The following is a 19,818-nucleotide window of genomic DNA, read 5'->3' on the forward strand; positions in this document are numbered from 1 at the left end:
TCGCGGCATTCTCTGCGGCACCAAGGTGCCAAGCGGAATTTCCAACCAGAAGGATCGATGCTGCATGAGCGTTATGATCAAGGAAAGCCCGATCAGCGAAAAGGACATGGTGGCGCAGGCCGAGAAAGCGCTGGCCGACATTTCGAGGGTCCGTGACGGCGTCGGCCGGGTCATTTTCGGCCAGGAAAGCGTCGTCGAGCGCACGCTCGTCGCATTGCTGGCCGGCGGCCATGCACTGCTGGTCGGCGTGCCCGGCCTCGCCAAGACCAAGCTGGTCGAAACGCTGGGCATCGTGCTCGGCCTCGATTCGCGCCGCATCCAGTTCACGCCCGACCTGATGCCATCGGACATTCTCGGCTCCGAGGTGATGGAGCAGGATGAATTCGGCAAGCGCTCCTTCCGCTTCATTTCCGGGCCGATCTTTGCGCAACTGCTGATGGCCGACGAGATCAACCGCGCCTCGCCACGCACCCAGTCGGCGCTGCTGCAGTCGATGCAGGAATACCACGTCACCATTGCCGGCGTGCGCCATGATCTGCCGTCACCGTTCCACGTCCTGGCGACGCAGAACCCGCTGGAGCAGGAAGGCACCTATCCGCTGCCGGAAGCGCAGCTCGACCGCTTCCTGATACAGGTCGATATCCTCTACCCCGAGATCGAGGCGGAGCGCCGCATCCTGCTGGAAACCACCGGTATCGAGGATGCCAAGGCTGAAAACGTGCTGCAGCCGGCGCGGCTGAAGGACATCCAGACGCTCATCCGCCGTATGCCGGTGCCGGAAAGCGTCGTCGAGGCGATCCTCAAGCTGGTGCGCTCAGCGCGCCCCGGCCAGGGCAACGCCGATACCGACAAGTACGTCGCCTGGGGCCCAGGCCCGCGCGCCAGCCAGGCGCTGACGCTGTGCACCCGCGCCCGCGCCCTCTATGACGGCCGGCTGGCGCCGTCGGTCGACGACGTCCGCGCGCTCGCCGAGCCGGTGCTGCAGCACCGCATGGCGCTGACCTTCGCCGCCCGCGCCGAGGGCACCACGGTTCGCGATGTTGTGGCGAAGCTCGCGAAAGGGATTTGATGGCGCGCATCGGTGAAGCGCAGGCACCGGCAGCGACGCGCGATGCGCTCGCCAGAGGCCGGTTGCGGGCTTCGTTGGTGCCGGACCTGCTGGTCGAGGCGCGCCGCATCGTCAACACGGTAATTGCCGGCTGGCATGGCCGCCGCAAGCGCGGTATCGGCGAGAATTTCTGGCAGTTCCGGCCCTATGTCGAAGGCGATTCCTCGCGCATTGACTGGCGCCGTTCCGCCCGCGACGATCACACCTATGTCCGCGACCGTGAATGGGAGGCCGCCCACACGGTGTGGCTTTGGGCCGATCCCTCGCCTTCCATGCTCTACAAATCGACCGGAGCCAGCGTTTCCAAGGAATCGCGCGCCCTGGTGCTGGCGCTGGCCATGGCCGAGCTTTTGTCGCGCAGCGGCGAGCGCATTGCCTGGCCGGGCCTGACCGACCCGTTCACCGCCCGCAATGGCGCCGAGCGCATCGCGGCGCAACTGATGCACGCCGCCGACCTGCCGGCAAAGCCCGACCTATCCGGCATTCGCCGGTTCTGCGACATCGTCCTCGTCAGCGATTTCCTCGACCCGGTCGAGGACACCATGGCGTGGCTGGACGTGCTCGCCCGCCACGGCGTGCGCGCCCATCTGGTCGAGGTCGCCGATCCGGCCGAGGAAAGCTTCCCCTATGCCGGGCGCACCGAATTCACCGATCCTGAGACAGGCGACAAGCTGACCGCCGGCCGCGCCGAAATGCTGGGCGAGGAATATCGCCTGCTTTATGCCGCCCGCCGCCAGGAACTGGCCGCCTGGTGCAAACGGCTTGGCTGGAGCTTTACCGTCAATCATACCGATCGCCTTGCCTCCGAGGCGCTGGTGCGCATCCACATGGCGATGACCGCCGAGGGCAGCTTTGCCGGGAGGGCCCGCGCATGAGTTGGCTGCCGCTCTCCTTCGGGGCGCCGATGGTGCTGTGGGGCCTGCTGGCGCTGCCGGTGATCTGGTGGCTTCTGCGGCTGACCCCGCCCAGGCCGCAAGCCGAGGTGTTTCCGCCGCTCAGGATTCTCGCCCGCGTGCTGAGGCGCGAAGAAACGCCGCAGCAGAGCCCTTGGTGGCTGACGCTGCTTAGGCTGCTGATGGCCGCGCTTGTCGTGGCAGCACTTGCCGAACCGGTCTTCAATCCGCGCGAAAAGCTGCCGGCCGAGGGCGCTGCCCTGGCGCTGGTGATCGACAATGACTGGGCAAGTGCCGCCGACTGGGGCAAGCGCGTCGCCACCGCCGAGCGGCTGATCGCCGATGCCAATTCGAACGGCGTGCCGGTGCTCATCGCTTTCACCGCCGAGAAGCCGAATGCCGAGATCGGTCCCTTCGATGCCGCTGCCGCGCTCGACCGGCTGCGCGCGGCAAAGCCGCGGCCGATCCCGACCGACCGCCCCGCCGTCTATGCCCGCGTCGCTTCAGCCTTGGAGTCGCTGCCTGGCGCCAGCGTCGCGGTGCTCGCCGATGGTCTGGCGGCGCAAGGCGACGAAGCCGCGTTCAACACGCTGTTGTCGAAGAACGCAGCACGCGTTGTCTGGGCCGTCTCCGACCGGCTGTCGCTGACCGGCCTGACCGGCGCCGACAACCAGGTCGACGGCTTCGCCCTGACCGCCATCCGCGCACCGGGCGATCCGGCACCTGCACAGGTGACGGCCGGCGCCTTCGACGACAAGGGCCGCCGCATTGCCGACGCGACGCTGACCTTTGCCCCGGGCGGATCCACCGCCACCGGCACGATGGCCGTGCCGTTCGAACTGCGCAACGACTTCGCCCACGTCGCGCTCGATGGCGAGCGCCAGGCCGGTGCCGTCCGCGTGCTCGATGAGAGCTCAAAACGCCGCCGCGTCGGGCTGTTGTCGCAGGCCGAGGCCGACCAGGCGCAACCGCTGCTGTCGCCGCTCTACTACATCCGCCGCGCCCTGCAGCCGTTCGCCGATCTGGTCGAGCCGTCGAGCGTCGATCTCGCCGACGCGATCCCGCAACTGCTCGACCAGAAGCCGGCGATGATCGTCATGGCCGATGTCGGCACCATTCCGGAACAAGCGCGGCAAAGGCTGGTTGACTGGGTCGACAAGGGCGGCACGCTGGTGCGTTTTGCCGGTTCGCGGCTGGCCGCTGCCGGCAATGACGACGACCTGCTGCCAGTTCGGCTGCGCACGGGCGAACGATCGCTTGGCGGCGCGCTGTCATGGACGGCGCCGCAGCCGGTCACCGAATTCCCGAAAACCGGTCCCTTCGCCGACCTCGCGCCGCCCACCGAGGTCACCGTCACCAGGCAGGTCCTAGCCGAACCGACGCCCGACATCGTCGAGCGCACCTGGGCTACGCTTGCCGACGGTACGCCGCTGGTGACCGGGATGAAGAAGGACAAGGGTACCCTCGTGCTGTTCCACGTCACCCCCGAGGCGACGTGGTCCAACCTGCCGATCTCCGGCAGCTTCGTCGAGATGCTGCGGCGCATCGTGCAATTGTCGCGCAACCAGGGCGCGGCTGTCGCCAATGCCGAGGCCGCCGCCACGTCGCTGGCACCCTATCGCATGATCGCCGCCGACGGCACGCTGGTGCCGCCGACGCCGGATGCCAGGCCGCTGGTGCCCGGCGCCGGCCCGCTGCCGGTGACGCTGGAAAACCCGCCCGGCCTCTACGGCTCGGAAACGGGAGTGTTCGCTCACAATCTGCTCGGTGGCGACAGCGCGTTCACGCCGCTGGCCCGGCCTGATATCACGGTGCCGGTCACCACCATCCAGTATGCCTTCGACGAACAGCGCAACCTCAAAGGTCCGCTTGTCACGGCCGCCCTGGTGCTGATGGTGCTCGACACGCTTGCCGTATTCTGGATGGGCGGCCTGTTGTCGCGCCGGCCGCGCCGTGCCGGCGCTGCGGCGACGGCAGCCGTCCTGCTGATTGCGCTCGGCGCCTTGATTGGCCACGCGGACGTCGCGCGTGCCGACGACGCCAAGCCGGGAGATACGGAGGCGATCGGGGACATTTCAAAGACCCGGATCGCCTATGTGCTGACCGGCGAGCCGGGTGTCGATTCGATCAGCCGCGCCGGGCTCGAAGGCCTGACCCGCTTTCTTATCGAAAAAACCGCGCTCGAACCCGGAGCACCGGCCGGCGTCGACATCTCGAAGGACGAACTTTCCTTCTATCCGCTGATCTACTGGCCGATCGATCCCTCGGCCCCGATGCCCAGCGAGGCCGCCATCGCCCGCATCGACGCCTACATGCAGCAGGGCGGAACGGTCTTGTTCGACACCCGCGACCAGTTCGCCAATGGCATTGGTGCGGATTCGACCAGCCCGGCGACGGAGCGGCTGCGCGACATCCTCGGCAACCTCAACGTGCCACCGCTTGAACCGGTGCCGTCGGACCACGTGCTGACCAAATCCTTCTACATCCTTCCGGAGTTTCCTGGCCGTTTTGCCGGCAGCCCGCTTTGGGTCGAGGCATCGCTCGAAGCCAGCAACACCGAGAACCGCCCGGTGCGCACCGGCGACGGCGTTTCGCCGATCATGATCACCGCCAATGATTTCGCCGGCGCCTGGGCGGTCGACGAGAATGGCGACCCGCTATTGCCGACGGTGCCGTCGGATCCGATGCAGCGCATCTATGCGCTGCGCGCCGGCGTCAACATCATGATGTATATGCTGACCGGCAACTACAAATCCGACCAGGTGCACGTCCCGGTGCTGCTCGAACGGCTGGGGCAATAGACCATGAACTGGTCGCTCGCCTTCGAACCGCTCATCACCTGGCCGCTGCTCGCCGTGGTTCTGGTGCCGCTGCTGCTGCTGGCGCTGGCCGGCCTTTGGTTTCGCCAGCGCGGCGCGGTCTTCCGCCTGACAGCCCTGATTGCGCTGGCTGCGGCGTTGCTCAATCCGGTGTTTCTCAACGAAGAGCGCGAGCCGCTGAAAAGCATCGTCGCGGTCGTCGTCGATCGCAGCCAGAGCCAGGATATCGGCGACCGCACCAAACAGACCGATGAGGCGTTGGCCGGGCTTCAGCAGCGTCTCGGCCGCTTCAAGCAGTTCGACGTCCGTGTCGTCGAGGCCGGCAAGTCCGAAGCCGCCGACGAGCGCACCGAGACGCGGTTGTTTTCCTCACTCGAAAATGCTTTCCGCGACGTGCCGCCGTCGCGCATCGGCGGCGCCATCATGATCACCGATGGCGAGGTGCATGACGCGCCGCCCGGCGCACCCGACTTCAATGCCCCGCTGCACGCGCTGATTACCGGCAACGAGCATGAGAAGGACCGCCGCATCCGCTTCGAGAATGCGCCGCGCTTCGGCCTCGTTGGCAAGCCGCTCGACATGACGTATCGTGTCATCGCCACCAACAACGAGACCGGCCCGGTCGATGTCCGCGTATCGGTCAACGGCGAGCAGGTATCGGTCGAGCACGCCAACATCGGCCAGGCGATGCCGCTGCAGGTGACCATTCCCAGCGCCGGGCGCAACATCGTCGAACTCGCCATCAACCACGAGCCGGGCGAACTCACCGACACCAACAACCGCGCCATCGCGCTGATCGACGGCATCCGCGAAAATCTGCGCGTGCTGCTTGTTTCCGGCGAACCGCATGCCGGCGAGCGCACCTGGCGCAATTTGCTGAAATCCGACGCTTCGGTCGACCTCGTGCACTTCACCATCCTGCGCCCGCCGGAAAAGCAGGATGGCACGCCGATCAACGAATTGTCGCTGATCGCCTTCCCGACGCGCGAGCTGTTCGTCGAGAAGATCAAGGATTTCGACCTGATCATCTTCGACCGCTATCAGCACCGCGACGTGCTGCCGATCCTCTATTACGACTACATCTCCGAGTATGTCGAAAAGGGCGGCGCGCTACTGATCGCGGCAGGCCCCGAATATGCCGGCGAAAGCTCGATCGCCCGCACGCCGCTGATGTCGGCACTGCCGGCAATGCCGACCGGCGAGGTCATCGACAAGGCCTTCTACCCACGTCTCACCGATACCGGCCAGCGTCATCCGGTAACGCGTGGGCTCGACGGCTCCGCGACCGAGCCGCCGCACTGGAGCCGCTGGTTCCGCACCATCGGCGTCGAGAACCCCGAGGGCGAGGTGGTGATGAAGGGTGCCGACAACCGGCCGCTGCTACTGCTCGATCGCAAGGGCGAAGGCCGCGTCGGCATGCTTTTGTCCGATCAGGGCTGGCTGTGGGCGCGCGGATTCGAGGGCGGCGGCCCGCACGTCCAGCTCTACCGGCGCATCGCCCACTGGCTGATGAAGGAGCCCGAACTCGAGGAAGAGCGGCTGACCGCCGACGGCCGCGGCATGGTGCTGGAAATCCGCCGCCAGACGATGAGCGACGATCCCGGCCCGGCGCAAGTCATCACGCCGTCCGGCAAGGCACTGATCGTCAGGCTCGAGAAATCCGAGCCAGGCGTCTTCCTCGGCAGCGTCGAGACCAGCGAAATCGGTCTCTATCAGGTCGGCAATGGCGACCTGACGGCATTGGCCCATGTCGGGCCGGTCAACGCCCCGGAATTCACCGACGTCGTCTCCACCGAGAACCGGCTGAAACCACCGGCTGAGGCAACCGGCGGCAGCGTTCGCCGGCTGGCGCCGGCATCGGCCATTGGCAACCTGACCAGCACCGTCACGCTGCCATCCGTAGTCCCGGTCCGTTCCTCGGGCGCGGCTTCCGGCAATGACTGGATCGGCCTGCGCACCACCGACGACAGCGTGCTCAAGGCCGTCTCGCGCGTGCCGCTGTTCGGCGGCTTCCTCGGCCTCGGCCTGCTGCTTCTGGCGATGGGCTCGATGTGGTACCGCGAAGGGCGGTAACGCGGTTTATCCTTCTCCCCTTGTGGGAGAAGGTGGATTGGCGCGCAGCGCCAAGACGGTTGAGGGGTGCTGGACGGAGTGCCGTCCTTGCCAAGCTGGAACACCCCTCATCCGACCGAGCTTCGCTCGGCCACCTTCTCCCACAAGGGGAGAAGGAAGAAAGCGAACCGCCCTACTCCTCCGGCTCCGTCGTGAACATCAGCGGGTAGCCCTTGGCCTTGCCGGCATCGGTTGCCCGCGCCGCCTTAGTCTCGGCGACATCCCTGGTGAAGACGGCGACAACGCAGACGCCGCGCCGGTGCGCGGTGATCATTATCCTATGCGCCTGGTCTTCGCTGAGCTTGAACTCGGCCTTCAGCACCGTCACGACAAACTCGCGCGGAGTGAAATCGTCATTGACCAGGATGACCTTGTAGAGCTTCGGCCGTTCGACCTTCGGCTTCGTGCTGGTACGGGGTTTTGTCGTGATTTCAGGCATTGGACCGGCAATTGCGTACGACAGCTTTGCGGTCATTTTGACATGGGCAAAAGCGGTCGTCCATTCAACCGCGCGCGATCGGCTTCCCGGCAGGCGCAGTTCAAAAGTCCGTGCCTATGTGGGAACTGCCGTCTGGCGTTCAACGGGGGGTGTGGGCCGGGACTGGCCCTACTGTCTGCACGCAACAAAAAAGACGACCGCTCCAGGCAAATCGCAACTGGAGCGGTCTTCTCATAGGGTAGAAAGATGTCGCTTGATCAGGCCTTCGGAGTTGCCTTGACCGCGTGCTTCTTGTGCTTCTTGACGGTCTTCTTGGCAGCGACCTTCTTCACGGCCTTGGCCGGCGCAGCGGTCGTCGTTGTCGTCGCAGCCGGGGTGGTGGTCGCGGCATTGGCGCTGCTGGCGCCGAGAACCGGCATCGAGACGGCCAGCGCGATGGCGAGACCGAGGGCGGAGAGGAGGGACTTTTTCATGGCTTCACTTCCTTTTTGTGCAGATCGGATTGTGTCACTGAACGGGATCGATCGGTGTCACTCCAAGCAGCTTCAAAGCATTCGCGAGCATCCGGATTCCCTGTGCCTGTTTCTTGTTGGCGCAGAACCGGTTTCCCTTTCTTTGAAGTGCTTTCGCAGCGGTGACCTGCGTTGCCGCGGCATGGGTTTCGAGGGCTTCGTCAAACTGGCGGTTCAGATCGATGCAACGCTCGCTGCGGGTGGTCGCCACCTTTGCATCGGCCGCCTTTGCATTGGCCACCTTCGCATCGGCCAGTTTTGCATCGGCATGTTCGACCGCGGCCGTGACGAGCGAAATGGAAAGCAACGCACCCATCAGACTGATCGAGAACCTTTGCATTGGTCTGTCCGTAATCCCGTAACGCGTGTCGCAGCCGATGACCTGACCGCCACGGCACCACTTATGCCTTTGATTTTTTTCGGCAGTTTTTCCGGATTGTAGAATTTTGTTTCTGGATTGTTTCTGGGCAGCCCGGATCGAGCCGCCGATCTTCACTGGCCAACTTATGGCCTGAATTCTATCGTCTGGCTGACGGCCGAAGCAGCGCTTGGGCGATCCACAAATGACAGGTTCCCGGTGAAATCCGACCCCCACATACTGATCGTCGACGACGACAAGGGCATTCGCGACCTGCTTCAGGAATTTTTCCAGAAGCGAGGGCTGCATACATCGATCGCCGCCGACGGCACCGAGATGGAGACCATCCTGCGCCGCGCCCAGGTCGACCTGATCGTCCTGGACGTCATGCTGCCCGGCAAGAGCGGGCTGGAGCTCTGCCGCGAGTTGCGCGCCAATTATTCGACGCCGATCATCATGCTGACCGCGGTTACCGAAACTACCGACCGCGTGGTTGGGCTGGAGATGGGCGCCGACGACTACGTGCCGAAACCCTTCGATCCGCGCGAGCTGCTCGCACGCATTCGTGCCGTCTTGAGACGCAATGGCGCCGCCGAACCGCGACGCGCCGCCTCGCGGCAGATCTACCATTTCGCCGGCTGGACGATGGACTGTTCGCGCCGCCGGCTGATGGCGCCCGGCGACGTCAGGATCGAGCTGACGATGGCCGAATTCAATCTCCTGCAGACCTTCGTCAAGAGCGCGCAGCGCGTACTGAGCCGCGAGCAGCTGATCGAGCTGTCCGGCGGCGACAGCGGCTACAGCTTCGACCGCAGCGTCGACATTCTGGTCAGCCGGCTGCGGCGCAAGATGGAGGACGACCCGAAAACGCCGAAGCTGATCCTGACCGTGCGCAGCGGCGGCTACCAGTTCCTGCCTGAGACGACCTCCGAATGAGACGCATCCTGCCGCAAACGCTGCCGGTCTGGGTGCTGCTCATCGTCATCGCCGGCCTGCTGATCAGCCAGATCGCGACCCTTTACATCGTTTCGCGCGACCGTGCCGCCGCCAATGACGTCGTCGATCTCTACCGGCTGAACGACCGCGCCTTCTCGCTGGTGCAGCTGATGCATGATGCTACGCCGGAACAGCGCAAGGCGACGGCCTCCGGCCTGTTCAACGCCACTTATGCGCTCACCGTCTCCGACACGCCCGCCGTTACTTCGTCGATAGCCGGCGACGACGAACTGGCCGAATTGGAAGACATATTGGTCGGTCGGCTATCGAAGTTCGGCATCACCGACGCGCGGGTCCGCCGCGACCCGGCAACGCACGAAGCCGACGCTCCCGGTGGGACGGTCGCCGGTCCCGATATCGGCCAGGTCGAGCGCGACCTGCTGGTGCTGGCGGCCGATTTCGCCCAGAGCGACAAGCTGACCGCTTCGCTTCGCTTTGCCGACGGCCAATGGCTGAACTTCACCGAGCCGAACACACCGGCCGGACCGATACTGAGCTTCGATAGCCTGCCGCTCTATGCCTTGATCGCCGGGCTGGTGGTGGCTTCCTCGATCTGGTCGCTGCGCCGGCTGACGGCGCCCTACCGGATGATGGAGACCGCGGTGAAGCGGATCGGCGAGGACCTGAAAAGCCCGCCGATCGCCGAGAGCGGCAGCCGCGAGGTGCGTACCGCGGCAAAGGCGGTCAATGCCATGCAGGCGAGGCTGCGCGCCTACGTCGAGGACCGCGAGCATCTTGCGGCCGCACTGGCGCACGACCTGCGCACGCCGCTGACCAGGATGCGGCTGCGCCTCGAACTGCTGAGGAATTCGTCCGTGCGCGCCGCACTGGCGCACGACCTCGCCGACATCGAAGGCATTGCCAGCTCGGTCATCGACTTCGCCACTTTCGAGGTGACCGAGGAGAAGAGCGAGAGGATCGATTTCTGGTCGCTGGTAGAATCGATCGCCGACGGCTTCGACGAGGTCTCCTTCGACAATGAGGACGCGCGCTCGCGCGGCCTGATCTGCGTCGCGCGGCCGGTCGCGCTACGGCGCTGTGTCACCAACCTCGTCCAGAACGCGGTGACCTATGGCAAGAGGGCGCATCTCAGCCTGCGTCAATCAGGCAAGACAATCACGCTGGCGATCCATGACGAGGGTCCGGGCATACCGCAAGCCGAGCTCGACGCCGTGTTCGGCTCGTTCGTGCGCCTGGAACAGTCGCGCAACCGTCAGACCGGCGGCCTCGGCCTCGGCTTGACCATCGCCCGCAACATCGCCCGTAGCGCCGGCGGCGAAGTCAGCCTGTCCAACCATCCCGATGGCGGCCTGATGACGGAGCTGCGCCTGCCGCTTGCGGTTTAGCTTGCGGTATCGGGCTAAGCCGGCGTTCCTTCGCGCCCCCTCTGTTCTGCTGGACACCTCCTCCACAGGTGGGAAGATTGGCCGTCGTCGCCGATTTCGCCAATTACAAACGTTGGAATGTGAGAGCCGTCCGCGAAACCGCCGATCTCCCCCAAGTAGGAGAGATGTCCGACAGAACAGAGGGGGGCGCGACAGAACTCGGCGTTTGGTCTTGGTTCTCTCCCCAAGGAGAAAAACTACCTTCTCAACACCGCGCTCAGCACATCCCTGACGCCGATGGCGCCGACAAAGCGCGACTGGTCGTCGAACAGCGCCACCGGTGCCGTCTGCGAGCGATGCATGGCCAGCATCACGGTCTTCAGCGAGGTGCCGGGATTGGCCCAGAACACCTGCGCCGTCTCCTCCGGCTGGGCTTCGACATCGGCGCAGGACACCCATACCGCGGGCTTGCCGTCGCGCTCGGCCGCCGCCACCAGCCCATGCTCGTCGATCTTGAAACGCGTCGTCCTGCGCCGGTCGAGCCACACCCAGCCGTTCTCGCCGTGTTCGAGGTCGCGGCGGTCGCGCATGACGTTCCACGCGGTCAGCACCGAGAGCGGGTTCACATTGGCGATGAAGTCGCGGACATAGTCGTTGGCGGGCCGCAGCACGATGTCTTCCGGCGCGCCGGTTTGCACGATGCGCCCGCCTTCCATGATGGTGATATGGGTGCCGATCTTCAGCGCCTCCTCGAGGTCGTGGCTGACGAAGATGATGGTCTTCTTCAGCTCGGCCTGGAGCTGCAGCAACTCGTCCTGCAGCTTGGTCCGGATCAGCGGATCGAGCGCCGAGAACGGCTCGTCCATGAGCAGGATCGGCGCCTCGGTGGCAAAGGCGCGCGCCAGGCCGACGCGCTGCTGCATGCCGCCGGAAAGCTCATGCGCATATTTCTTCGACCACTGGTCGAGATGAACCAGCTTCAGTTGCCTGTTCACCCGCTCCTTGCGCTCGGCTTCGGGTACGCCGGCGAGCTCGAGGCCAAGGCCGACATTCTCCTCCACCGTGCGCCACGGCAGCAGCCCGAACTGCTGGAACACCATCGCCACCTGCTTCTGCCGCAGCCGCCGAAGCGTCGCCTCGTCGCAGGTGACGACGTCGACCGTACCGTCGCCGTCCTTGACCAGCACCTGGCCGCGCGAGACGACGTTCAGCCGGTTGACGGCTCTGAGCAGCGTCGATTTGCCGGAGCCGGAAAGCCCCATCAGCACCGAGATCTCGCCCTCGTTCACGGTGAGGCTGGCGCCGGCGCAGCCCAGTACGTTGCCGGTCTGTTCGAGGATCTCGGCTCGGGTGGCACCACTGTCGATCAGCGCCAGCGAGCCTGCCTGGTCGGCGCCGAAGACGATGTCGACATTCCTGAAATCGACGGCGACGGTCATTTCTTGCCTCCCACGCCGATGCGCGTCATCCGGTCGAGCACGATGGCGAGCACGACGATCGCCAGCCCTGCCTCAAGCCCGAGGTCGATCCTGCGCGAACCGAGCGCCCGGTTGATTTCCGTACCGAGGCCGCCGGCGCCGATCAGGGCGGCGAACACCACCATCGACAGCGACAGCATGATCGACTGGGTCAGCCCAGCCATGATGGTCGGCAGCGCCGAAGGCAGCTCGACCTTCCACAGCAGCTGGCGCTTGGTGGCGCCGAACGCCTCGCCCGCCTCGACGATCGATTTCGGCACCGAGGTGACGCCGAGATGGGTGAGCCGAACCGAGGTCGGGATGACGAAGATGATGGTGACGATCAGGCCGGGCGCGTTGCCGAGGCCGAACAGGGTCAGCACCGGGATCAGGTAGACGAAGGTCGGCAATGTCTGCATCAGGTCGAGCACCGGCAGCATGACGCGATACACCTTCGGCTTGTGCGCGGCCCAGATGCCGAGCGGCACGCCGATGGCCATCGACACGGCGGCGGCGGCGACCACCAGCACCAGCGTCTCCACCGTCTGCTTCCACAGGTTCTGGTTGAGGATGAACAGCAATCCGATGAATACCGCCAAAGCCAGGCCTTTCGAGCGCTGCAGGAAATAGGCGAGCAGAGCGATCAGCGCGATCAGCAGAACCGGCGGCAGCAACAGCAGCCCGTCGACGATGCCGTCGAGCAGGAAGTTGAGGCTGTTGGAAAAAGCCCTGAAGATGGTGTCGAAATTGTCGGTGAGAAAGCCGAAAAACGCCTTCCCCCATGCCCCGATGGGAATCTTGTAACTGACCAGGAATTTGGAGATCGGATCCATCTAGCCCCTCTTCTACCGGCGCCGTCCTTCGCCGGACGGTCATCTTGTCACAGGATATGAAAAAGGGCAGCCATTTCTACCGTGGCTGCCCCTTGTCTCGTCATGCCAGATGGTCGGGTCAGCTTCCGAGCGCCGTTTTCACCGCAGCCGCCGCATCGCCGCCGTCGAAGGTGGTGACGCCGGCGATCCAGGGAGCGACCGCGTCCGGGTGCTTCTTCAGCCAGTCGGTCGCGACCGTATTGGCGTCGCCGCCCTTCAGGATCGCGTCCATCATCTCGCCTTCCATGTCCAGGTTGAACTTCAGATTGGCGATGAACTTGCCGGCGTTCGGACATTCGCTCATGTAGCCCTTGCGTACATTGGTATGCACGGTGGCAGCACCAAAGCCGCTATCTCCCATCCCCTCGAGATAGGTGATCTTCATGGCGCCCATCACCGGATGCGGCGTCCAGCCGAGGAAGGCGATCCATTCATTGTTCTTCATCGACTGGTCGGCCTGGGTGAGCATGCCGGCCTCGGAAGATTCGACCAGTTCGAAGCCTTCGAGATTGGTCTTCGGATCCTTGATCATGTCGAGGATGATGCGGTTGCCGTCATTGCCGGCCTCGATGCCGTAGATCTTGCCGTCGAACTTGTCCTTGAATTTGCCGAGATCGGTCAGCGTCTTGACACCGGCATCGGCGACATAGGTCGGAACGACGATGCCGTAGCCGGCACCGCTGAGATTTTCACTGACGGTCTCGACCGAGCCTTCGGCGGCATAGTCCTTGATGTCGTTGGTCATCGACGGCATCCAGTTTCCGAGGAACACGTCGAGATCTTTGTTCTTCAGGGACGCATAGGTCACCGGCACCGAAAGCTGGATCACCTGCGGCTCGTAGCCGAGCGCCGTGAGCAGCACCGAGGCGACGCCGGTGGTCGCCTGGATGTCGGTCCAGCCGACATCGGACAGACGCACCGTCTTGCAGCTTTCCGGATCGCCGGCGAAGGCCCCAGTCGTGGATAGAAAAGCCGCCAGGCCGAGGCCGGCGACGAATGAACTCATACGCGACATGAAAATTCTCCCATTTCAGTTCTCGGTGAAGCGAAGCGACGGTTTTATCTCCGCCTTTGTTCCGTCAGCCAAACATCATTCTGCTGCGGTTTCAAGCACTAAGGCAATCACGAACAACGGCGCAGGCTGGCCGATCAGCGACACGCCCGCCGCTTTCCGGATGGAAGTCGCCTTTTCCCGGTGGAATGTAGGCGCTCCCCCTCCCCGCTTTGTTGCAACTCGGCTTAAAAGGACGGCATGGCCAAGCTGTACTTCCATTATGCGACGATGAATGCCGGCAAGACGACGATGCTGTTGCAGGCCTCGTATAATTACCGCGAGCGCGGCATGACGACGATGCTGTTCATCGCCGGCCACTACCGCAAGGGCGATACCGGGCTGATCTCGTCGCGCATCGGCCTGGAGACGGAAGCCGAGATGTTCCGCGACGGCGACGATCTGTTTGCCCGGGTCGCCGAGCATCACGACCACGCCACGGTCCATTGCGTCTTCGTCGATGAGGCGCAGTTCCTCGAAGAGGAGCAGGTCTGGCAACTCGCCCGCATCGCCGACCGGCTGAACATCCCGGTCATGTGCTACGGCCTGCGCACCGATTTCCAAGGCAAGCTGTTTTCCGGATCGCGCACCCTGCTGGCAATCGCCGACGACCTGCGCGAGGTGCGCACCATCTGCCGTTGCGGCCGCAAGGCGACGATGGTGGTGCGCCTCGGCGCCGACGGCAAGGTGGCGAAACAGGGCGAACAGGTGGCGATCGGCAAGGATGTCTATGTCTCGCTCTGCCGCCGCCATTGGGAAGAAGAAATGGGCCGCGCCGTGCCCGACGATTTCATCGGCTTCACCAAAACCTGACCAGCGCTATTGCTTTCATCCGACCTCCCGGCCGACATTCGTTCGCCAATCGCGCCATCGTGCGGCGCTTGTTTAAGGCCTGCTTCCTATTTCAGAACCTCTCAGAGCCGTCGGGGAGTTCCCATGCTTCGAGCCATTTCGTCTGCCGCTGCTTTCCTCATCGCCGGCGCTCTTGCCGCGCATGCCGACGGCGATGCCGCTCTCGGCAGGAAAGTCTTCAACAGATGCATGGCCTGTCATGAGGCAACGAGCGACCACGACAAGGTCGGCCCGCATCTGCTGGGTGTCGTCGGCCGCACCGCCGGCACCGCGGACAGTTATCTCAGCCGCTACTCGCAGGGGATGAAGGACGCCGGCGCCGCCGGCCTGGTCTGGGACGAAGCAAACCTCGCCGAATACCTGCGCGCGCCGCGGCAGAAGGTCCCGGGCAACAAAATGGCCTTCTCCGGCCTGACCAGCGACGATGACATCGCCAATGTCATCGCCTACCTCAAGGCCGATCCCAAGCCCTGAGCATCGCTCCCGACCTAAAGTCCAGCCGCGGTTGAAGCGGTGTCTGACCGGACGGCAGTTACACCGTAATCATTGCCTGACTATCCTGCGGTCGGCCTCCTGAAATTCTTTTGTTTTCCTGTAATCCCATGTCTTCCGTCTTTCATTCGCCAAACCCGGCACATATATTCGCGGCGGTTTGCGAAACGAAACCGATGCCGAAGCGGGAGGCCCCAATGGCGACATTGCAGAATTTCGATGCCGAGATTGCCAAGACCAAGCAGGTCGTAGAGGACATGCGCACCAAGATCGAGCAGTCCGGTTCTGTGCTCGATACGCTCGCCACCGCCGACAAGAAGATCGGCGACGCCAATTTCGACATCGAGAATGCCCGCATTGAGGATGTGCTGAAGCAGCAGAAGGTGATGGAAGGCAATATCGCCGACCTGATTATCGGCCTCGAGGACGCCACCAACGTCTTCGGCGCCGAATTCGAGAGCATGAAGAACTACACCGGCTGGGAAAATTTCGTCGGTGTCTTCTCCAGCCAGCGCAAGCAGCGCCTGCGCACCGACCGCGTCCGCAACATGTCGCTGGCCGGCAATCTGCAGGAGCTGCTGGCGAAATCCGACACCATCGTCGGCATCCTCAAGGCACAGAAGCAGGTTCTCGACACGCGCTACAAGACCTCCGAGGCCAGCCTGTCGCAGGTGATCGAGCGCCGCAAGACCACCATGTCCAATCTCGAGACCGTGCAGAAGCGCATCGAGGAACTCAACCCGATGCTGCTCGACATCGAGAACAAGATCGCCGCCTCGACCAGCCAGAAGGAGCGCACGCAGCTGGAAGGCGAACGCTCGAAACTGGCCACGGAATACAACGAGAAGCAGGCCAAGGAGCAGGAATTGCTGGCCGAAAGCCAGACGCTGGAGCGCTACACCTCGATGTTCCAGACCTTCGTCGATTCGCTCAACAACCAGATCGCGGCGCAATCGACGCTGATCAACAAGCTGACCATCGATACCGAGCAGCGCATCGTTCTGTACAAGGCGCTGGAAGATTCGCTGAAGACCGCCGCCCAACAGGATGTCGCCCACAAGATCAACACGCTGGGCAGCCAGGTCGACAACACCGCCGAAGAGACCATGGCCGGCATTGGTGCCGCCTCGCAAAAGCACATCGGCGATCTGCTTGAAATGCACGAGAAAAACATGGTCGCCACCGCCGACATCCAGCGCCGCAAGAAGCTCGCCGACGATGCCTTCGCCCGCCGCTTCGACGATGTGATGAAAAAGCACAATTCGGCAAATTACGTGCAGTCGTAATTGCTGCACGTGCACTGCTCCCAAGGGCTGGCAGCATGACCCCCGAAAACGAAGCTGCGGCGCGTTATTTCTCGGCGATCGCGGCGGCACTTGGCGGCCTCGAAGTGTTCATGCGCGACGATCGCTCGCCGCTCTACCGGCACGGCATCGTCGCCAAGGTCGTCGCCGAATATATTGCGCGGCTCGACAAGTCGTTCTCGTGCTGGCGCAACCGGCTGGGCTTCACCGAAACGTTCCGCATCTCGCGCGCCGAAAGCGGTTTTCCGGTTTTCCAGAACCTGCTCGAACTGGAAAACGACCGTCTCCAGGCCGACAGCCGTCTCGCCGTCATCCCTTCGGCCAGCGAGCTGCGCGAGGAAATGGCGGACTTCATCCTGCGCCACAAGGAATTTCCCGAAGCGCTGCAGAAGTCGATGGCCGAGCGGCTTTACCTCGAGGACGTCAAGAGCGAGACCACCTTCGGCCCGTTCACGCTGGCCCAGACGGTCAAGGTGTCGGTCAATCCGAAGACGTTGCGGCCCTATTATCTGGTCCACTGGGCCTGTTTCGACGGCAGCGCCAACCTGCCGCTTGTGTATATGGTGACGGTCGAGGATTCCTCTGACGACATGATCCGGCAGCTTGTCGATTCCAGTGGCAAACTTAATGAGAGGGTCGACATTCCGCTGCCGGTCGACGGCTTGCTCAATCCCGAGCTTGCCCACCGTTTCGACGATTTCACCGAGAAGAATTCCGCCTACGCGCTGTCGCCGGCGACCATCGCGGTCAACCTCGACAAGGATTTCGAGCCGCTGCATCCCAAGCAACTGCGTCGCGTCGTGCTCGGCCCGTTCTATTCTGCAGGGATTACCGACAACAATTCGACGGTGAGCGAAGTGCTGGCCAAGGTGCGCAAGCCGGAAAACGCCTGGCTGCTGACCTGGACCATCCAGGAGGTCTTTTCCAAGGCCGAAAAGCCAGGCCGCAAGGGGCTGTTTTCGAGCGAAAAGACGACACAGGAATTCTTCATCAATACCGACGATCTCGAGGCCGCGCGGCAAGGCGTGTCCAGCTACGAGAACCATGCGCTGATTCCGCACGAGGCCTATCAGGCGCTCTATGCCGCCGGCGAGGCGCAGAAGATCTTTTCGGGCTACAAGGTCCACATCCTGTCCAAAGGGCAGGTCATCAGCGACGTCTGACCGTCAAATCGCGGAGCATCCTCCATGGACACCGGCCTGACCACCATCCCGGAAGCGGCAATTGAAAAGCACCGTGCCACTGCGCAAAGTTTCATCACTCGCATCGTCGTGCTGGAGGACCCATCGCGCGAGTCCGGCACCGCGCTTGCCGGCACCAACCGCCGCTTCGTCTCTACCGTCTCGGTCGGCTCGGTGCGCCGCACGCGCGAGGTCGAGCTCTCCAAAACCGTCGCCGCCGTCCATTCCGACGACCAGTTGCTGACCATCCCGCAGCACACGCTGTTGTTTCGCGCCCGGCGCGGCACAGCGATAGCGCTGGCCATATCGGATGTCTTCGCCGAGGGCTCGGACCTCGAAAGTCTGCAGGCGAAAAACGCCCGCGCGCCGCTCGAAGGCGATGAAGCTGCCACCTTCAAGAAGCTGCTGTCGGCCTCTGCCTACATCTCCGCCTTCAGCCTTGCCTCCTATTTGTTCCAGCTGATCGACAGCGACGGCGAGGCGCCGAACGACACGCCCGAGCCGGACTTTCTGTTCGACACGCCACAGGATGCGGTGAAGTCGATCGTGGCCGGGCTCGACAGGGCGATAGCAGGTTCGAAGGACGATGCCGATCTGATGACCCGCGCCCGCGCCTTTGCCCGCGTCGCCATCGACGGGCTGCTGGCGCGAAAGGGCCGCTTCGACGGCATCGGTCCGTTCGAGAACGCGCATATCCGCATCGACGTCGACGATTTTACCCTTGACGGCTTCGACGTCGCGCCGGGTAAGCGGGCAAAGCCGCTGGTGATGACCTTCAAAAAACCGGAAGAGGTCGTCGGCAACCACATCGCCAAATACCAGTCGGTCAAGCTTGCCAAGATGCTGATGGCCTACGATTTCGAGCGCGAGCTGAACCCGTTCGTCGAGCTCGGCGGCTTCCTGTTCACTTTTATCGGCGATGGCGCGCCCGGCACCGGCAAGACAACCTTGATCCAGATGATCGCCGGTCTTCTCAATGGTTATTGCCAGGTCGCCGGCTATCCCTTCGCCTACGAGAATTTCGGCGTCGACCAGATCTCCTCCTACCAGGGCAAGTCGGGCCAGAACTGCCGCCAGTTCATCAACAATGTGCTGAACCCGCGCGTCATCGGCTTCGGCACCATCGACGATATCGACCAGGTGGCGGCACGCCGGTCCGACGACCGCGCCTCGGCCGGCCAGCAGGAAATCACCGGCGTCCTGATGGACGCCTTTGGAGGTGCGGCGACCGTGGTGCGCGGCAACTGCTCGTTCGGCATGTTCTCCAACTATCCCGAAAACGTCGACGACGCGCTACGCCAGCGCGCCGGCGCGCGCTGGCTGGTCGACGGCCCGCAGAGCCGCGACGACTACATCGACATTTTCGTCCTGCTCGCCGGCAAGAACCACAAGATCCCGCTCGGCGACCACAAGCTCTATGCGGCGCAAGAGATCCAGCGCGCGGTGATCGAAGCTTACGAGGAGCATGAGAAGCCACAGGAAGACGGGTTGATGAAGGTCTATGAGCGCTACATGAAGGAGAATGGCGCGCCAAAGACGATGGCCGACATCGGCACTTATCTGCATATGATCAAGGATGCCGAGCCGCGCTTTACCGGCCGCGCCATCAAGAACGTTACCGATGCCATCAAGATGCGCGCCATGGACATCGAATTGCCGGACGAGTGGTTCGAAAAGCCGGAAGCCTTCATGCACAAGGGTTACGACGACAAGAAAGCGATGATCGAGGAGCTGCGCGGGCCATTCTCGATGGACATGATCATGCAGGAGATCAACCGCTACGCGGATTCCGAGTTCCGCTATTCCGACAAGTCCGATGATGCGGCGGTGACCAAGATGATCCGCGACACCCGTCTGCGGGAGCGTGCCGTGCGCGAGATCGAGGAGTTGAAGAAAAAGGGGCTGTGGAATGCGTGAGGTTTCTTCTCGCCGGATACCACTGCCCCTGGTGCGCTGCATAAGCTCCCACAGCAACGCTGAAAGACGTGGCTCAAAAGCTGACGCCCCCCTCTCCCCGTTCTTCACGGGGAGAGGGTAAGGGTGAGGG

17 protein-coding genes are annotated in these 19,818 nt (G+C 63.6%); 11 read left to right on the forward strand and 6 right to left on the reverse strand.

The genetic code is table 11. The annotated features are described in order from the left end of the window. Window positions 1-64: 64 nt before the first annotated feature. Genes NKI29_RS22130 through NKI29_RS22145 form a run of 4 tightly spaced genes read left to right on the forward strand, consistent with a single transcriptional unit; the run spans window position 65 to window position 6,893 of the window. A complete protein-coding gene (locus tag NKI29_RS22130) occupies window positions 65-1,069 on the forward strand; it encodes an AAA family ATPase (protein ID WP_023679494.1) in 1,005 nt (334 codons plus the stop codon). Continuing rightward, window positions 1,069-1,983, forward strand: coding sequence for a DUF58 domain-containing protein (locus NKI29_RS22135; protein WP_352568018.1), 915 nt, complete (start codon window positions 1,069-1,071; stop codon window positions 1,981-1,983). The genes NKI29_RS22130 and NKI29_RS22135 overlap by 1 nt, the downstream gene beginning before the upstream one ends. Continuing rightward, complete coding sequence (locus tag NKI29_RS22140) at window positions 1,980-4,802, forward strand: DUF4159 domain-containing protein (RefSeq protein ID WP_352568019.1); 2,823 nt, start codon at window positions 1,980-1,982, stop codon at window positions 4,800-4,802. The genes NKI29_RS22135 and NKI29_RS22140 overlap by 4 nt, the downstream gene beginning before the upstream one ends. Before the next feature lie 3 nt (window positions 4,803-4,805). Next, window positions 4,806-6,893, forward strand: coding sequence for a hypothetical protein (locus NKI29_RS22145; RefSeq protein ID WP_352456452.1), 2,088 nt, complete (start codon window positions 4,806-4,808; stop codon window positions 6,891-6,893). 172 nt (window positions 6,894-7,065) lie between these two features. Here NKI29_RS22145 and clpS read toward each other — a convergent pair whose 3' ends face one another. The 3 genes from clpS to NKI29_RS22160 all read right to left on the reverse strand — a co-directional run bounded on the left by clpS (window position 7,066) and on the right by NKI29_RS22160 (window position 8,223). Then, window positions 7,066-7,371, reverse strand: coding sequence for an ATP-dependent Clp protease adapter ClpS (clpS, locus tag NKI29_RS22150; protein ID WP_023679498.1), 306 nt, complete (start codon window positions 7,369-7,371; stop codon window positions 7,066-7,068). A gap of 257 nt (window positions 7,372-7,628) precedes the next feature. Then, window positions 7,629-7,844, reverse strand: a complete 216-nt coding sequence (locus NKI29_RS22155) for a hypothetical protein (protein ID WP_352456451.1) — start codon at window positions 7,842-7,844, stop codon at window positions 7,629-7,631. A gap of 34 nt (window positions 7,845-7,878) precedes the next feature. After that, a complete protein-coding gene (locus NKI29_RS22160) occupies window positions 7,879-8,223 on the reverse strand; it encodes a hypothetical protein (RefSeq protein ID WP_023679500.1) in 345 nt (114 codons plus the stop codon). A gap of 237 nt (window positions 8,224-8,460) precedes the next feature. On the opposite strand from NKI29_RS22160, the gene NKI29_RS22165 reads away from it, so the two are divergent. After that, window positions 8,461-9,177, forward strand: coding sequence for a response regulator (locus NKI29_RS22165; protein ID WP_352568020.1), 717 nt, complete (start codon window positions 8,461-8,463; stop codon window positions 9,175-9,177). Beyond that, window positions 9,174-10,583: an ATP-binding protein gene (locus NKI29_RS22170; protein WP_023679502.1), complete on the forward strand. Its 1,410-nt coding sequence runs from the start codon at window positions 9,174-9,176 to the stop codon at window positions 10,581-10,583. Before NKI29_RS22165 ends, NKI29_RS22170 begins: the two co-directional genes overlap by 4 nt. A 236-nt stretch (window positions 10,584-10,819) precedes the next feature. Here NKI29_RS22170 and choV read toward each other — a convergent pair whose 3' ends face one another. The 3 genes from choV to NKI29_RS22185 all read right to left on the reverse strand — a co-directional run bounded on the left by choV (window position 10,820) and on the right by NKI29_RS22185 (window position 13,906). Beyond that, entirely contained in the window at window positions 10,820-12,001 is a 1,182-nt protein-coding gene (gene choV, locus NKI29_RS22175; RefSeq protein WP_023679503.1) for a choline ABC transporter ATP-binding protein, read from the reverse strand. Then, window positions 11,998-12,852 carry a choline ABC transporter permease subunit gene (choW, locus tag NKI29_RS22180; protein WP_254819158.1) on the reverse strand — a complete coding sequence of 285 codons (855 nt, stop codon included), beginning with the start codon at window positions 12,850-12,852 and terminating at the stop codon, window positions 11,998-12,000. Before choW ends, choV begins: the two co-directional genes overlap by 4 nt. 118 nt (window positions 12,853-12,970) lie before the next feature. After that, the gene (locus NKI29_RS22185; RefSeq protein ID WP_023679505.1) at window positions 12,971-13,906 is read right to left on the reverse strand and encodes a choline ABC transporter substrate-binding protein; all 936 of its coding nucleotides are present in this window, start codon (window positions 13,904-13,906) and stop codon (window positions 12,971-12,973) included. Between the two features lie 237 nt (window positions 13,907-14,143). On the opposite strand from NKI29_RS22185, the gene NKI29_RS22190 reads away from it, so the two are divergent. From NKI29_RS22190 to NKI29_RS22210, 5 genes are all read left to right on the forward strand, one after another. Then, window positions 14,144-14,755: a thymidine kinase gene (locus NKI29_RS22190; protein ID WP_023679506.1), complete on the forward strand. Its 612-nt coding sequence runs from the start codon at window positions 14,144-14,146 to the stop codon at window positions 14,753-14,755. A gap of 123 nt (window positions 14,756-14,878) precedes the next feature. Further along, window positions 14,879-15,268, forward strand: coding sequence for a c-type cytochrome (locus NKI29_RS22195; RefSeq protein ID WP_352456450.1), 390 nt, complete (start codon window positions 14,879-14,881; stop codon window positions 15,266-15,268). 215 nt (window positions 15,269-15,483) lie between these two features. Then, window positions 15,484-16,572, forward strand: a complete 1,089-nt coding sequence (locus NKI29_RS22200) for a hypothetical protein (RefSeq protein ID WP_352615510.1) — start codon at window positions 15,484-15,486, stop codon at window positions 16,570-16,572. Between the two features lie 35 nt (window positions 16,573-16,607). After that, window positions 16,608-17,753, forward strand: coding sequence for a hypothetical protein (locus NKI29_RS22205; protein ID WP_352797238.1), 1,146 nt, complete (start codon window positions 16,608-16,610; stop codon window positions 17,751-17,753). A gap of 24 nt (window positions 17,754-17,777) precedes the next feature. Beyond that, entirely contained in the window at window positions 17,778-19,688 is a 1,911-nt protein-coding gene (locus NKI29_RS22210; protein WP_352724897.1) for an AAA family ATPase, read from the forward strand. Window positions 19,689-19,818 lie beyond the last annotated feature (130 nt).

This window comes from Mesorhizobium sp. M0678 (genome assembly GCF_040320505.1).
Lineage (GTDB): Bacteria > Pseudomonadota > Alphaproteobacteria > Rhizobiales > Rhizobiaceae > Mesorhizobium.